This is a genomic window from Amycolatopsis sp. NPDC051071 (assembly GCF_040682875.1).
Lineage (GTDB): Bacteria > Actinomycetota > Actinomycetes > Mycobacteriales > Pseudonocardiaceae > Amycolatopsis.
Window position 1 is genome coordinate 89,994 of record NZ_JBFBBY010000011.1, and the last position, 13,792, is coordinate 103,785.

Consider the following 13,792-nt stretch of genomic DNA (forward strand, 5'->3'; position numbering starts at 1 on the left):
GAAGCCTTGCTCCCTGTCGCCATCGAGTCTACGTGCGGCTTTTCCTGGCACTCTCGACGCATGGGGTTCAACCACAACGACCACTACCACCCGCTGCTGCTCGACCAGCTGCCGCCCGGCCCGGGCGTCGCGCTGGACGTCGGCTGCGGCGGCGGGCGGTTCGCCCGGCGGCTCGCGGCGACCGGGATGCACGTCGAGGCGATCGACCGGTCCGGTCCGATCATCGACCTCGCCCGCGCCGCCGGATCACCCGGACCAGGGACGATTTCCCACCGGCAGGCCGACGTCGTCACCGAGAAGCTGCCGGAGGAGGCGTACGACTTCATCTCGTGCCTCGCCTCGCTGCACCATGTTCCGTTCGACACGGTCACGAAGCTGCGGGACGCGCTGGTCCCGGGCGGCGTCCTGGCCGTACTGGGGCTCGGCAGGCCCAGCACGCCGGCCGACTGGGCGCGCACCGCCGTCGCCTCGCCGGTCAACGCACTGGCCAGGGCGATCGTGTACGCGGGAGAGCGGCTGAACGGCGGGATCGATCCGCTGCCGTCGGCGCCGGTCTCGGAGACCTTCCCGCCGATGAACCGCATCCGGCGCGACGCGGCCCGCCTGCTGCCGGGGAGCAGGATCCGGAACCTGCTCTTCTACCGCTACCTCCTCGTTTACCGGAAGCCGGAAGACGACCACCCGATGTGACAGCCCAAGCGGGTGAAGATGGCGGCCGACCACCCGATCGGCGGCGCCGACCAGGCTGGATCCGGTTCATTTTTGAGAGGCCAGCCAGCTCGGAGATCGGGGTCCTCATGCGCTTCAGACGTGTCCTCTTCGCGGCCGTCTCGACCATCGTCCTGCTGATCGCCTCCACCACGGCGGCCACCGCCGCCGAGCGGTCCTACCGGAACTACGTCGCTCTGGGTGATTCCTACACCTCCGGCCCGCTCATCCCGCTCCCCCGGCTCGATCCACTCTTCTGCGGCAAATCGACGCAGAACTACCCGGCGATCCTCGCGTCGGCGCTGCGGATCCGGTCCTACACCGACATCAGCTGCGGTGGCGCGGACACCACCAACATGACGCGGCCGCAGAACGTGTTCCTCGGCGGCAACCCGCCGCAGTTGAGCGCCTTGCGCGCGAACACCGACCTGGTCACCGTCGGTATCGGCGGCAACGACTACGGCGTCTTCGGCACGCTCGTCGGCACCTGCCCGTCGCTTCGGGCGAGCGATCCGACCGGACATCCCTGCCAGGACAGGTTCACCGTCGAGGGCGTCGACATGATCAAGGCGAAGGTCGCCCAGACCGGTAAGAACGTCGAACAGGTGCTCGCCGGGATCCACGCCCGCTCACCGCGGGCCGACGTGCTCGTCATCGGCTATCCGCGGATCGCGCCGGAATCCGGTTACTGCCCGAAGATTCTGCCGTTCGCCGAGGGCGACTACGCGTGGCTCAACACCGTCGAGAAGGCGCTGAACTCGGCGATCGAGAAGGCTGTCGGCGCCGACGGCGATTCCTTGTTCGTGGACACTTTCGGCCCGTCGGCCGGGCATGACGCCTGCGCGCCGAAGGGTGCCGCGTGGATCAACGGGCAGCACACGAAACTGCTCGCCGCGGCGGCGTACCACCCCTACCGGACCGGGATGGCGGGCGTGGCCGGGGTGATCCTTCGCCACCTCCGCTGAGCGTGTCAGGAAAGGGTCTTTCAGGACACTTTTTGTCCTGAAAGACCCTTTCCTGACATCGGTCAGGAGGCGGGCAGCGTCGCCAACCGCGCGTTGATGCGCTCGATGTCGGCGACCGCGGTCTCCTTGCGGGTCTTGATCTTCCCGATCACCTGCTCCGGCGCCTTGTCGATGAAGGCCTGGTTGCCGAGTTTGGCTTCGGCCTGCGCCAGTTCCTTCTCCGCCGCGCCGAGGTCCTTCCGCAGGCGCTTGCGCTCCGCGGCGACGTCGATCGTGCCGGACAGGTCCAGTTCGACGGTGACGACGCCTGCCGAGAGCCCGACCTCGATCGACGCGCTCGGTGCGAAGCCGTCCTCCGGCCGGGTGAGCCGGACCAGTGAGCGGATCGGCTCGTCGTGCCCGGTGATTTCGGCGAAGCCGTCGCCGCTCAGCCGCGCGGCCACCTTCTGGCTGGGCTTGAGGCCCTGGTCGGCGCGGAACCGGCGGACTTCGGTGACCAGCTTCTGGACGTCCGCGATCCGCTTGTCGGCCACCGCGTCGGTGTAGGAGCCGTCCGCCACCGGCCACGGGGCGACGACCAGCGACTCGCGGCCGGTCAGCGCCGTCCACAGCTTCTCGGTGATGAACGGGATGAACGGGTGCAGCAGCTTCAGCACGGTGTCGAACACGTGCCCCAGCACCGCGCGCGTCGCCGTCACCCGGGCTTCGTCACCCTGGAAGACCTGGACCTTCGACAGCTCCAGGTACCAGTCGCACAGCTCGGTCCAGGTGAACTGGTAGAGCGTGTCCGTGGCCTTGGCGAACTGGTAGTCCGCCAGGTAACCGGTGACCTCGCCGACGACGCTGCCGAGCCTGCCGAGGATCCAGCGGTCGGCCTCGGTGAGTTCGGCGGCCGGGGGGAGCGGGGCGTTCGCGTCCGCGCCGTTCATCATGGCGAACTTGGTGGCGTTCCAGAGCTTCGTGGTGAAGTTCCGCGAACCCGCGACCCATTCCTCGCCGATCGGCACGTCGGTGCCCGGGTTGGCGCCGCGGGTGAGGGTGAAGCGCAAGGCGTCGGTGCCGTAGCGATCCATCCATTCGATGGGGTCGACGCCGTTGCCCGCGGTCTTCGACATCTTCTTGCCGTACTGGTCGCGGACCATGCCGTGCAGTGCGATGGTCTTGAACGGCGCCTCGCCGGTGGCGTAGAGGCCGAACATCATCATCCGCACGACCCAGAAGAACAGGATGTCGTAGCCGGTGACCAGCACCGACGTCGGATAGAACTTGTTGAGGTCCGGCGTCTTCTCCGGCCAGCCGAGGGTGGAGAACGGCCACAGGCCCGAGGAGAACCAGGTGTCGAGGACGTCCGGGTCCTGGGTCCAGCCCTCGCCCGACGGCGGCTCCTCGTCCGGTCCGACGCAGACGACCTCGTCGTCCGGGCCGTACCAGACCGGGATGCGGTGGCCCCACCACAGCTGGCGCGAGATGCACCAGTCGTGCAGGTTGTCGACCCAGTCGAAGTAGCGCTTCTCCATCTCCGGCGGATGGACGTTCACCCGGCCGTCGCGCACCGCGTCGCCCGCGGCCTTCGCGAGCGGGCCGACCTTGACGAACCACTGCAGTGAAAGGCGCGGCTCGATCGGCTCCTTCGAGCGCTCCGAGTGCCCGACACTGTGCAGGTAGGGACGCTTCTCGGCGACGATGCGCCCCTGCTCGCGCAGCTTCTCCCGCACCGCGACACGGGCCTCGAAGCGGTCCATGCCGTCGAACTCGGTGCCGGTGCCGTCGATGCGGCCCTGCTCGTCCATGATCGTGATCATCGGCAGGTCGTGGCGCTGGCCGATCTCGAAGTCGTTCGGGTCGTGCGCGGGGGTCACCTTGACCGCGCCGGTGCCGAACTCCGGGTCGACGTGCTTGTCCGCGACGATCGGGATCCTGCGCCCGGTCAGCGGCAGCTCGACCTCGGTGCCGACGAGGTGCGTGTAGCGCTCGTCGTCCGGGTGGACCGCGACGGCGGTGTCGCCGAGCATCGTCTCCATCCGGGTGGTGGCCACGACGATCGCGTCATCCCCGTCGCCGTAGCGCATGGAGACGAGTTCGCCCTCGACCTCTTCGTGCTTCACCTCGGCGTCGGACAGCACCGACCGCAGCTCCGGCGACCAGTTGACCAGCCGCTCGGCGCGGTAGATCAGGCCGTCGTCGAAGAGCTTCTTGAAGATCGTGTTGACGGCCTTGGACAGCCCGTCGTCCATGGTGAACCGCTCGCGGGTCCAGTCGACGCCCTCACCGAGGCGCTTCATCTGGGCGAGGATCTTGCCGCCGTGCTCGTTCTTCCACTGCCAGACGCGCTCGACGAAGGCCTCGCGGCCAAGCTCGCGGCGGCTGGTGCCTTCGGCGCGGAGCTGCTTCTCGACCAGTGCGTGGACCGCGATGCTCGCGTGGTCCATACCCGGCAGGTACAGCGTCTCGTCGCCGAGCATGCGGTGGTAGCGGGTGATGGCGTCGATGAGGGTGTGCTCGAAGGCGTGCCCGATGTGCAGGGAACCGGTCACGTTCGGCGGCGGGATGACTACCGTGAACGGCGGCTTGTCCGACGTGGGGTCGGCCGTGAAGTACCCGGCGTCTACCCAACGCTGGTAGAGCGAGGCTTCTTCGTCGGCCGGGTTCCAGGCACCCGGTAGGTCGGTCTGCTGCGGCTGGGCGTTCTCGGTCACAGTTGACAAGTCTACGAACCTCCCCAAGCGCGTTCCTCACCGGCCGTAACGCTCGTCGTTCCCAGCCGATGTGGGTTGTCGTAACGCACTGGGGAGAGAGCAGGCACGTGGAAGACCGACGGCTGGAGACATCCGGCGGATTCCCCGCGTCCGGTGGCGGCAGGGGCGGGCTCGTCGCGTTCCTGTCGCTGATCGCACTCGTGGCCGCCGCCGTGGTGGTGAACCAGGTCCAAGAGCGCGGAGTCAACGACGTACCCGGCTTCGCGCAGCCGCCGAAAGCCGTCCCGGTGTCCGGCGGGGTCGACTTGAACCGGCCGTTCGACGGCACCCCGGCCGCGGCTTGGGCCGAAGGACTCGCCGGGATCACCGTGCCCGCGGGACAGGCCCTCGGCAGATTCACGGCGAAAGAAGCCGACGCGGCGTACCGGACGGTGACGGAGGCCATCTCGGCCGCTCGTCTGAGCAGCCGGGCGCTGCAGGACAAGGACGGTTCAGAGCTCCTGGCCCTGCTGGCGCCGAACGAACGGGTTCGGCTCGAAGCGCGGCTCACCAGCAAACTCACGGCCGAGAAGGGCAGATATCTGACCCTCATCGGCCCGAGCCGGCTCCTGCAGGTGAGGCCCAGGATGATCGGCTCCCTCACCGCGAAGACCCGCGAAAAGGGCGAACTGATCATCCACGCGAGCTACGCGACCGCGTACGCCTTCGACGCCCATCCGGGCGAAGCACGGTCCCCGATGGACATCGTCCCGATCATCCGGGACGAGCAGGACTACGTGATCCGCAAGGCACCGCCGTTCGAGAAGGCCGACGCCGGGCTGAGTTTCGGTGAAGGCTCCGGCTACAGCTCGCATATGGCTTGCGACGCGTTCAAGGTCGGCATCCTCGCTCCCCAGTACGCTGACAAGAGCAATGTCGTCGACGGCGCGCCCGCGGTCGACGAAGCCGACACTTACGACCCGACGAAACCCCTGCCGTCGACCGGCAACTGCGCGTAGCCGGCCGCTCTCGGCCGAACCTTGGGGAAGAGGACCGAGATGGACGAAGAAGACCGCCGTATCGAGACCCATCCGGATCTGGTCGACCCGAACTGGCAGAAGCACGCCGAACTCGACGCCTGGCTGGGCGCGAAGAAGGAACTCAAGAAGAAGCGGCGCAAGCAGCGGCGTGCGGCGGGCGCGTCCGGTGGCGGGTACCGCGAGCCGGGGTCGAGCCGGTGGCCGGGGATCGCCGCGATCGTCGGACTGGTCGTGCTCATCGTGGTCGCGGTGACGGTGAACCAGCTGCAGGAGCGCGGCGTCAACGAGACACCGTGGTTCCCCTTCGACGAGACGCAGATCGGCCGGATCGTCACCGACGCCTAGGGCGGGCGTACCCCTCGGTCGCGCGCGGGAGCGGCAAGGCGCACGATGGGGACATGACCCGCGAAGCACCCGCGAACGACGTTGACGAGACCCAGCTCGAGGTCGGGAAACCGAAGAGCTGGGCGGCCGGGATCCCCGGGGTCGCCGTGTCCCTGATGCGCGGCATGGAGCAGATGGGCGCCGCGCGTACGGTGAAGACGCTGCGGCTGCTGAACCAGCGCGACGGCTTCGACTGTCCCGGGTGCGCGTGGCCGGAGCCGCGCGAGGTCGACGGCGAGCACCGCAAGCTCGCCGAGTTCTGCGAGAACGGCGCGAAGGCCGTCGCCGAGGAGGCGACCAAACGCAAGGTCGGCCGCGAGTTCTTCGCCGAGCACTCGATCGAGGAGCTGGCAGGCAAGACCGACTTCTGGCTGGGTCAGCAGGGCCGCATCACCGAGCCGTTCGTGCTGCGCGAAGGCGCGTCGCATTACGAGCCGATCTCCTGGGATGACGCGTTCTCCCTGGTCGCGGACGAACTCCGCGCGCTCCAGGACCCGAACGAGGCGATCTTCTACACCTCCGGCCGCACCAGCAACGAGGCCGCGTTCCTTTACCAGCTGCTCGTGCGCTCCTACGGCACCAACAACCTGCCGGACTGTTCGAATATGTGCCACGAGTCCTCCGGCGCCGCGCTCGCGGCCACCACCGGCATCGGCAAGGGGTCGGTGACGCTCGCCGACATTCACAAGGCCGATCTGATCGTGGTCGTTGGCCAGAACCCGGGTACGAACCATCCGCGCATGCTGTCCGCGCTGGAAGAGGCCAAGGGCAACGGCGCGAAGATCGTCGCGGTCAACCCGCTGCCCGAAGCCGGCTTGATGCGGTTCAAGAACCCGCAGAACGTCCGTGGCGTGATCGGCAAGGGCACCCCGCTGGCGGACGAGTTCGCGCAGATCCGGCTCGGTGGCGACCTCGCGCTGTTCCAGGCGATCGGACACCTCTTGGTGCGGTGGGAGCAGGAGACGCCGGGCACGATCGTCGACCGCGCGTTCGTCGAGTCCACCACCGAAGGCTTCGACGACTACGTGAAGCACCTTCAGGCGATCGACTGGGCCGAGGTCGCCGCCGCGACCGGGCTGCCGCGTGAGCAGATCGAGCGGCTGGCGCGGATGATCGCGACGTCGGAGCGGACCATCTACTGCTGGGCGATGGGCCTCACCCAGCACAAACACGCGGTGCAGACGATCTCCGAGATCGCGAACCTGGCGCTGATACGCGGCATGATCGGCGAGCCCGGCGCGGGGCTGTGCCCGGTGCGCGGACATTCCAACGTGCAGGGCGACCGGACGATGGGCATCTGGGAGAAGATGCCGGAGTCCTTTATGGACAGCCTCGACGACGAATTCGGCATCAAGGTCCCGCGCGCGCACGGTTACGACACCGTCGCCGCGATCCGCGCGATGCGTGACGGCAAGGGCAAGGTCTTCTTCGCGGTCGGCGGCAACTTCGCCTCCGCCACTCCGGACACCGTCCTGACCGAGCGGGCGCTGAAGTCGTGCTCGCTCACCGCGCATGTGTCGACGAAGCTCAACCGCTCGCACGTCGTGCCCGGCAAGACCGCGCTCATCCTGCCCACGCTGGGCCGCACCGAACGCGACACCCAGGCCGGTGGCGAGCAGTTCGTCACCGTCGAGGATTCGATGTCGCAGGTGCACACCTCGCGCGGCAGGCTGCACCCGGCGAGCGACCAGCTGCTTTCGGAGGTCGCGATCGTCTGCCGCCTCGCCGAAGCACTGCTGGGCACCGGGCATGCCGTGCCGTGGCGGGAGTTCGAGGGTGACTACGACCTCGTCCGCGACCGGATCGCCCGAGTCGTCCCTGGCTGCCACGACTACAACGCCCGCGTCCGCGAGCCCGACGGGTTCGTCCTCCCGAACGCACCGCGCGATTCCCGGCAGTTCAACGGGACCGCCAACGGGAAGGCGAACTTCACCGTCTCCGAACTCGAGTACCCCGCGGTACCCGAAGGCAGGCTGCTGTTGCAGACGATGCGCAGCCACGACCAGTACAACACCACGATCTACGGCCTTTCCGACCGCTACCGCGGCATCGAGGACGCCCGGCGCGTGGTGCTGGTCAACCCCGACGACCTGGGGTCGCTGGGGCTGGCCGACGGCGCGATGGTCGACCTCGTCTCCGAATGGCGGGACGGTGACCGCCGGGCACCGAGCTTCCGGGTGGTCTCGTATCCGACGGCGCGGGGCTGCGCGGCGGCGTACTTCCCCGAGGCGAACACGCTGGTGCCGCTGGATTCGGTGGCGGACAAGTCGAACACCCCGGTGTCGAAGGCGATCGTGGTCCGGCTGGAGCCGCTCGGCTGAGCCGCCAGTGTCCTGGGGACTTGCCCCCGGGCGTGCCTGAAGGGGGATCTCGCGTGCCTGAAGGGGGATCACGCGTGCTTAAAGGCGTATCTCGCGTGCCTGAAGGCGGACCGCGTCGGCGAGCTGACCGGTGCGGGCACGCCGGCCGCACCTTAGGCTGCCCGCTTGGCGGTTTCAGGCGGAACCGATCCGCGAGGACCCTGCGGGGACCACCCGTTCACGGTCCTCGCGGAACTGCCGCCGGAGACGACCCGGCTGGGAGAACGCACGCAGCTCTGCGTCCCGGTCGCGAAGAACGGCGTCCTCCCGCCGCGCGGGATCCTTGACTACGTCCGCTGGGTGGACCTGTCCTGCTATCGGATCGACGGCGGCGCGGCGAACTTCCCGCTGAAGCGCGCTCGCTCAGGCCTGCCCGATCGCACCACTGACTGTGTGGATTTCGGCGCGTTGGACGAGCCAAGATCCACACAGTCACGCCTCAGCGGCCCGGTGAGGCCGGAGAGCCCGGAGCAAGTCATGAACGGACCGTTCACACCTTGAGGTTTCGCGGTTGGGGCACGTCAAGGTCGGCCCCACGCGCCAGTTGTGCGTCCCGGTCTCCAAACGCGGTGACGAGATCCCGCGGGAGGTGCTCACCACCGTCCAGTGGCTGGATCTGGCGAAGAGCGACGTCACCACGAGCCCGAGTGTCGTCGGCCCGGTCACGCTGAAACTGACCCACCTCAACCCGGTGCTGGCGAGCCTTCCCGCCGAAGAGGTCGTCCTCACCGAACCGGTCCAGCTCGGCCTTCCGGTCGCCAAGAACGAGAAGATCCCGCCGATTCACTGACCGCTCAGTTGATGCACCCGGTGTCGTCGGAAGTGATCGGCTGGTCACCCTGGCCTGCCGATCCCCCGCCACTTGAGGACGAACCCGGTCCTTTGTAGACCTGACCGAGGACGACCTCGATATGGCCGGCCGGAACGGCGCCGTCCCGCTGGGCGGTCAACCCGCCCAGGAGCTTCGCGACCTCGGCACCGCGTTCGGCGGCGTCGCTGAACCGGACCGTGGAGAGCCGTCGCACGGCGTCGGCGTTCTTCGTCTCGCCCTTGCCGAACCCCTTCTCCCCCAACAGGTCCGACACGCGAGCGGCGAGCCCGTCCTTGCCGCTGGCGTTGAGGACGTCGACCGTGGGTCCCGCGGGCGCCTGCGGAGTGGCGGGCTGGGCACCGATCAGCGACGCGGCGAAAGCACGCACCTGGGCGGGGTCCACCTGCACGGCGGTCGCGGTCGGCTGCCTGGGGTTGTAGCGGTAATCGGGGTTGACCACCGGGATCGTGTCGAAGGCGATGCCGCCGCCGCTGACGCCCTGCATCTGCCGGACGAAATCGAGCAGATCCCACGAGCCGTCGAGCACGACCGAACGCTTCACCGCGTCGATCAGTTCGGAGACGCGGGCCGGATTGGCGAGCGTCCCGGCGGAGAGCACCTGCTTCGCCAGCCCGGCGAGGAACACCTGCTGACGGCGCACGCGGTCGAGGTCGCTGCGGGGCAGATCCTCCCGCTGGCGGACGAAGGCCAGCGCGTCGGCGCCCTGGATCGTCTGCTTCCCCGCCTTGAAGTTCGCACCGGACTTGATGTCCTTGGTGTCCCGCTTCAAGCACACCTCGACCCCGCCGACGGCCTTGCTGATGTCGTAGAAGCTCTGCAGGTTGACCTCGGCGAAGTGATCGATCTTGACGGCGGTGAGATCCTCGACCGCCTTCAAGGTCGCCTTCCGCGCGGCCGTGATCGCCACCTTGTCGATCTCGGCCTTGTCGGTCTTGCCCGCCTCTCGCTGCGCACTCGCCGAAGCGAACTTAGCGTGCCCGAAGATCCCGTTGATCTTGGTCTTGTCCTTCGTTCCCGGCTCCGAGACCCAGGAGTCGCGCGGGATCGAGAAGGCCTTCACGGCTTTCTGGCCGTTGGGGATGCGGAGCACGATGAGCGTGTCGGTCAGGTCGTCGCCGTTCGCGCCAACGCGCAGCTCACGCAGCATCTCCGCGGACAGCGGGTTGCCGTGCTCGTCGGTCCGTGAATCGCGGCCGACCAGCAGGATGTCCAGCGAACCGTCGGCGGGTTGTTCACCGGGCTCCGGGGACTCGATCACGTCCTCGCGGGTGATGCCGTCCAGCGAACTCACCGTCGAGTACCCATACGCGGTCCCGGCGAAAACACCCACCGCGAGAACGGCGACGAGGACCTTACCCAGCTTGTGCACGATCCTAGGACGCACGGAAGGCCCTCATTGCTGCATCCGTGATCCAGTTCACATCCGCAGATGCGAGGCCCCGTTCAGATCGAGGATCGCGCCTGCCGCCCACGCCGCTTCGGCGGAGGCGAGGTAGAGCACCGCCGCCGCGACCTCCTCCGGCGTGCCGACCCGGCCGAACGGGCTCTGCCCACGCAGGACCTCGCCGCTCGCGCCTTCGAGTTTGACGGCGACCCGGTCCGTGGCGGTGAACCCGGGCGCGATCGAGGTCACCGCGATCCCGTGCGGGGCGAGGGCCACGGCGAGCGACTGCCCCAGCGAGTGCACCGCGGCCTTGCTCGCACCGTAGGCGGGGGACTCGGGCTCACCCTTGAACGCGCCCCGCGAGCCGATGTTGACGACGCGGCCGGGCACGCCGCGGCCGATCATGTGCCGCGTCACGCAGTAGGTCACGTTCGCCGTGCCGAGCACGTTGACGTCGATCATCCGCCGCCACGCGCGCTGCCAGTCCTCGTAGGAGACTTCGGCGACGGGATGGGCCGTCGCCGCGGTCGGGGCGACGGCGGCGTTGTTCACCAGGACGTCGACCCCGCCGACCAGCGCCTCGGCCTCGTCGGCGATCCGTCGCGCCACCTCGGGATCCGAGAGATCGCCCTGGACCAGCCCATGGCCGGAACCCGGAAGGTCGCCGAACGTCCGCTCGGCCTCCTCCTGGCTGGCGACGTAGTGGACGGCGACACGGTCGCCTTTTTCCGCGAAAGCCCGGGCGATCGCACGGCCGATTCCCCGCGATGCCCCGGTCACCAGTACACCCACGCGCCGAACCTTACGCGGGGTCAGCCGCCGAAGAGCTGGACCACCTTCCGGAACAGTTCATAGACGCCGTAGGCGAACGGGATTGCGACCCACAGCCAGGCCAGCACCATCAGCCCGGTGCGGCGGCGCTCGGTGACCGGTTCGCTCATCGGGTCTCACTCCTCGCGGGCTCGCCGGACGACGCCGGCTCGTGGAACTTCGGGTTGACCGGCCGCACGAGTTCGTTGGCGACGAAGCCGATGACGAGCAGGCCGATCATGATGAACAACGACGTCGTGTAGAGGTCGGGGCCGACCTTGCCCGCCGACGTCTGCGAGTCGGCGATGGCGTTGACGATGAGCGGGCCGAGCACACCGGCCATCGACCAGGCCGTCAGCAGCCTGCCGTGGATCGCGCCCACCTGGTAGGTGCCGAAGAGGTCCTTCAGGTACGCCGGGATCGTCGCGAACCCGCCGCCGTAGAAGGACAGGATCAGCATGGCGCAGAGGACGAACACGAGTTTGGAGGCGTTGGTGGTCAGTGCGATCACCAGGTACAGCGCCGCGCCTGCCCCGAGGTAGAGCCGGTAGATGTTCTTGCGCCCCACCAGGTCCGAAGTGGACGACCAGACGAACCGGCCCAGCATGTTGGTCAGCGAAAGCAGCGCGACGAACCCGGCCGCGGCGGCGGTACCGACCGGCGTCGAGGTCTCGCGGAAGAAGTCGGCGATCATCGGCGACGCCTTCTCCAGGATGCCGATACCCGCCGTCACATTGAAGCACAGGACCACCCACAGGCACCAGAACTGCGGTGTCTTGATGGCGTTGCGCGCCGACACGTTCGCGGTGGTGATCATCGCGTTGCCGTGGTCGGCCTTCGGTTCCCAGCCCTTCGGCTTCCAGTCGCCGGCCGGGACCCGGATCAGCAGGATGCCGAGGCTCATGAACACCGCGTAGACCAGGCCGTGGACGAGGAACGCCGTCGCGACCGTGCCGAGCGTCCACGGCGCCGAGCCCAGCATCTGCGACGACCACGGTGACGCGATCAGCGCGCCGCCGCCGAAGCCCATGATCGCGATGCCGGTGGCCATTCCCGGCCGGTCCGGGAACCATTTGATCAGCGTCGACACCGGCGAGATGTAGCCGATACCGAGCCCGATACCGCCGATCCCACCCCAGCCGAGCACGACGAGCCAGTACTGCGACGTCGCCACGCCGAGCGCGGAGAGCAGGAAACCCGAGCTGAAACAGACCATCGAGACGAACATCGCCCAGCGTGGGCCGTTGCGCTCGACCAGCGTCCCGCCGAACGCCGCCGAGAGCCCGAGCATCACGATGCCGAGCTGGAACGGGAGAGCGCTCTCCGTGCCGGTGAGGCCGAGGGTCTTCTCCAGCGGGGGTTTGAAGACACTCCACGCGTACGCCTGCCCGATCGACAGGTGGACGGCCAGCGCGGCGGGCGGCACGAGCCAGCGGCTCCAGCCAGGTGGGGCGACAATGCGGGAACGGTCCAGGAAGCCGATGGCCATCCGACGCCTCCGTACTCTGGGGGTGGGCATGGGGAATGTATTACTTAATCCCCGGTGTTGCAGTATTCGAGTGTCGAACGAGCGGGCGGGAAGGTGGACAAGTGGGCAGGGTGACGGTGCGCCGCCCGGTGCGGAAGATCTCCGCGAACCGGGACGTGCGGCGGCCCGACGTGCTGGCCGCCGAAGAACCGCTGGAACTCCGTGTCGGCGGCAAGGCGCTCGCGGTCACCATGCGGACCCCCGGCCACGACGTCGAACTGGCACACGGCTTCCTGCTCACCGAAGGCGTACTCGGCTCACGCGAGGACGTCGCGGTCGCCCGGTACTGCGACGGCGTCGACGACCAGGGACGCAACACCTACAACGTGCTGGACATCGCGCTGGCCGAGGGCGTCGCTCCGCCGGAGACCGGCGTCGAGCGGAACTTCTACACCACGTCCTCCTGCGGCGTCTGCGGCAAGGCCGCCCTCGACGCGGTCAAGCTCCGCAGCCGGTTTTCCCCGGCGAAGTCCGAATTCGCGGTGACCACCGACGTACTGGCGAAACTCCCGGACACGCTGCGAGCACACCAGAAGGTCTTCTCCAGCACCGGCGGGCTGCACGCGGCCGCCCTGTTCGACGGCGACGGGAACCTCGCCGTCGTCCGCGAGGACGTCGGCAGGCACAACGCCGTCGACAAGGTCCTCGGCTGGGCGTTGCAGGCGGGCCGGATCCCCGCGCTGGACGCCGGGCTGCTGGTGTCCGGCCGCGCCTCGTTCGAGCTGGTGCAGAAGGCCGCCATGGCCGGGATCGGCCTGCTGGCGGCGGTTTCCGCGCCGTCGTCGCTGGCGGCGGAACTGGCCGAGGAGAACGGCATGACGCTCATCGGCTTCCTGCGGGGCGACAGCATGAACCTCTACAGCGGCGACCACCGCGTGAGCGACCTCAGTTAGGCGAGACGGTCGTGAGTGATTTGGGTCGTTCTAGCGAAGGGTGTTTTAGGTACCTGCGGCGGGTGAGCCGGGTAGCGACCGGTCCTTGAGGGACCTAGAGTCCCTCAAGATTCCCCTCGCCCGGCCCGGAAGGCCATCATGAGCCCCCGCAGCACCACCAGTCACCACGGCGGCGCGTGAAGGACCCCTTCACGCGGCTCAGCCGAGGGAAGG

Annotated in this window: 13 protein-coding genes; 8 read left to right on the top strand and 5 right to left on the bottom strand. The window is 68.5% G+C overall.

Annotation, left to right across the window (positions count from 1 at the left end):
• The first annotated feature begins 60 nt into the window (after positions 1 to 60).
• Complete coding sequence (locus AB0M65_RS06245) at positions 61 to 690, top strand: class I SAM-dependent methyltransferase (protein WP_364022242.1); 630 nt, start codon at positions 61 to 63, stop codon at positions 688 to 690.
• A 107-nt stretch (positions 691 to 797) separates the two neighbouring features.
• Positions 798 to 1,673: an SGNH/GDSL hydrolase family protein gene (locus tag AB0M65_RS06250; RefSeq protein ID WP_364022245.1), complete on the top strand. Its 876-nt coding sequence runs from the start codon at positions 798 to 800 to the stop codon at positions 1,671 to 1,673.
• A gap of 62 nt (positions 1,674 to 1,735) precedes the next feature.
• Here AB0M65_RS06250 and AB0M65_RS06255 read toward each other — a convergent pair whose 3' ends face one another.
• Positions 1,736 to 4,369 carry a valine--tRNA ligase gene (locus AB0M65_RS06255; protein WP_364022248.1) on the bottom strand — a complete coding sequence of 878 codons (2,634 nt, stop codon included), beginning with the start codon at positions 4,367 to 4,369 and terminating at the stop codon, positions 1,736 to 1,738.
• A gap of 107 nt (positions 4,370 to 4,476) precedes the next feature.
• Between AB0M65_RS06255 and AB0M65_RS06260 the strand changes: the two genes are divergently transcribed.
• The 5 genes from AB0M65_RS06260 (at position 4,477) to AB0M65_RS06280 (ending at position 8,922) form a co-directional block, all read left to right on the top strand.
• Complete coding sequence (locus AB0M65_RS06260) at positions 4,477 to 5,367, top strand: hypothetical protein (RefSeq protein WP_364022251.1); 891 nt, start codon at positions 4,477 to 4,479, stop codon at positions 5,365 to 5,367.
• 39 nt (positions 5,368 to 5,406) lie between these two features.
• The gene (locus AB0M65_RS06265) at positions 5,407 to 5,733 is read left to right on the top strand and encodes a hypothetical protein (RefSeq protein ID WP_364022254.1); all 327 of its coding nucleotides are present in this window, start codon (positions 5,407 to 5,409) and stop codon (positions 5,731 to 5,733) included.
• 53 nt (positions 5,734 to 5,786) lie between these two features.
• Positions 5,787 to 8,093, top strand: a complete 2,307-nt coding sequence (locus tag AB0M65_RS06270) for an FdhF/YdeP family oxidoreductase (protein WP_364022256.1) — start codon at positions 5,787 to 5,789, stop codon at positions 8,091 to 8,093.
• 165 nt (positions 8,094 to 8,258) lie between these two features.
• The gene (locus AB0M65_RS06275; protein WP_364022259.1) at positions 8,259 to 8,633 is read left to right on the top strand and encodes a hypothetical protein; all 375 of its coding nucleotides are present in this window, start codon (positions 8,259 to 8,261) and stop codon (positions 8,631 to 8,633) included.
• Positions 8,634 to 8,643: 10 nt separating this feature from the next.
• The gene (locus AB0M65_RS06280; RefSeq protein WP_364022262.1) at positions 8,644 to 8,922 is read left to right on the top strand and encodes a hypothetical protein; all 279 of its coding nucleotides are present in this window, start codon (positions 8,644 to 8,646) and stop codon (positions 8,920 to 8,922) included.
• A gap of 4 nt (positions 8,923 to 8,926) precedes the next feature.
• On the opposite strand, the gene AB0M65_RS06285 is transcribed toward AB0M65_RS06280, so the two are convergent.
• From AB0M65_RS06285 to AB0M65_RS06300, 4 genes are read right to left on the bottom strand one after another with little or no spacing between them, the layout of a single operon-like run.
• Positions 8,927 to 10,333 carry an LCP family protein gene (locus AB0M65_RS06285; RefSeq protein ID WP_364022287.1) on the bottom strand — a complete coding sequence of 469 codons (1,407 nt, stop codon included), beginning with the start codon at positions 10,331 to 10,333 and terminating at the stop codon, positions 8,927 to 8,929.
• A 48-nt stretch (positions 10,334 to 10,381) separates the two neighbouring features.
• Complete coding sequence (locus tag AB0M65_RS06290; RefSeq protein ID WP_364022265.1) at positions 10,382 to 11,140, bottom strand: SDR family oxidoreductase; 759 nt, start codon at positions 11,138 to 11,140, stop codon at positions 10,382 to 10,384.
• A 20-nt stretch (positions 11,141 to 11,160) separates the two neighbouring features.
• Complete coding sequence (locus AB0M65_RS06295; protein WP_364022268.1) at positions 11,161 to 11,289, bottom strand: hypothetical protein; 129 nt, start codon at positions 11,287 to 11,289, stop codon at positions 11,161 to 11,163.
• On the bottom strand, positions 11,286 to 12,647 hold the full coding sequence (locus AB0M65_RS06300) for an OFA family MFS transporter (protein WP_364022270.1): 1,362 nt from the start codon (positions 12,645 to 12,647) through the stop codon (positions 11,286 to 11,288). The genes AB0M65_RS06295 and AB0M65_RS06300 overlap by 4 nt, the downstream gene beginning before the upstream one ends.
• A gap of 101 nt (positions 12,648 to 12,748) precedes the next feature.
• Between AB0M65_RS06300 and fdhD the strand changes: the two genes are divergently transcribed.
• A complete protein-coding gene (fdhD, locus tag AB0M65_RS06305; protein ID WP_364022272.1) occupies positions 12,749 to 13,579 on the top strand; it encodes a formate dehydrogenase accessory sulfurtransferase FdhD in 831 nt (276 codons plus the stop codon).
• Positions 13,580 to 13,792 lie beyond the last annotated feature (213 nt).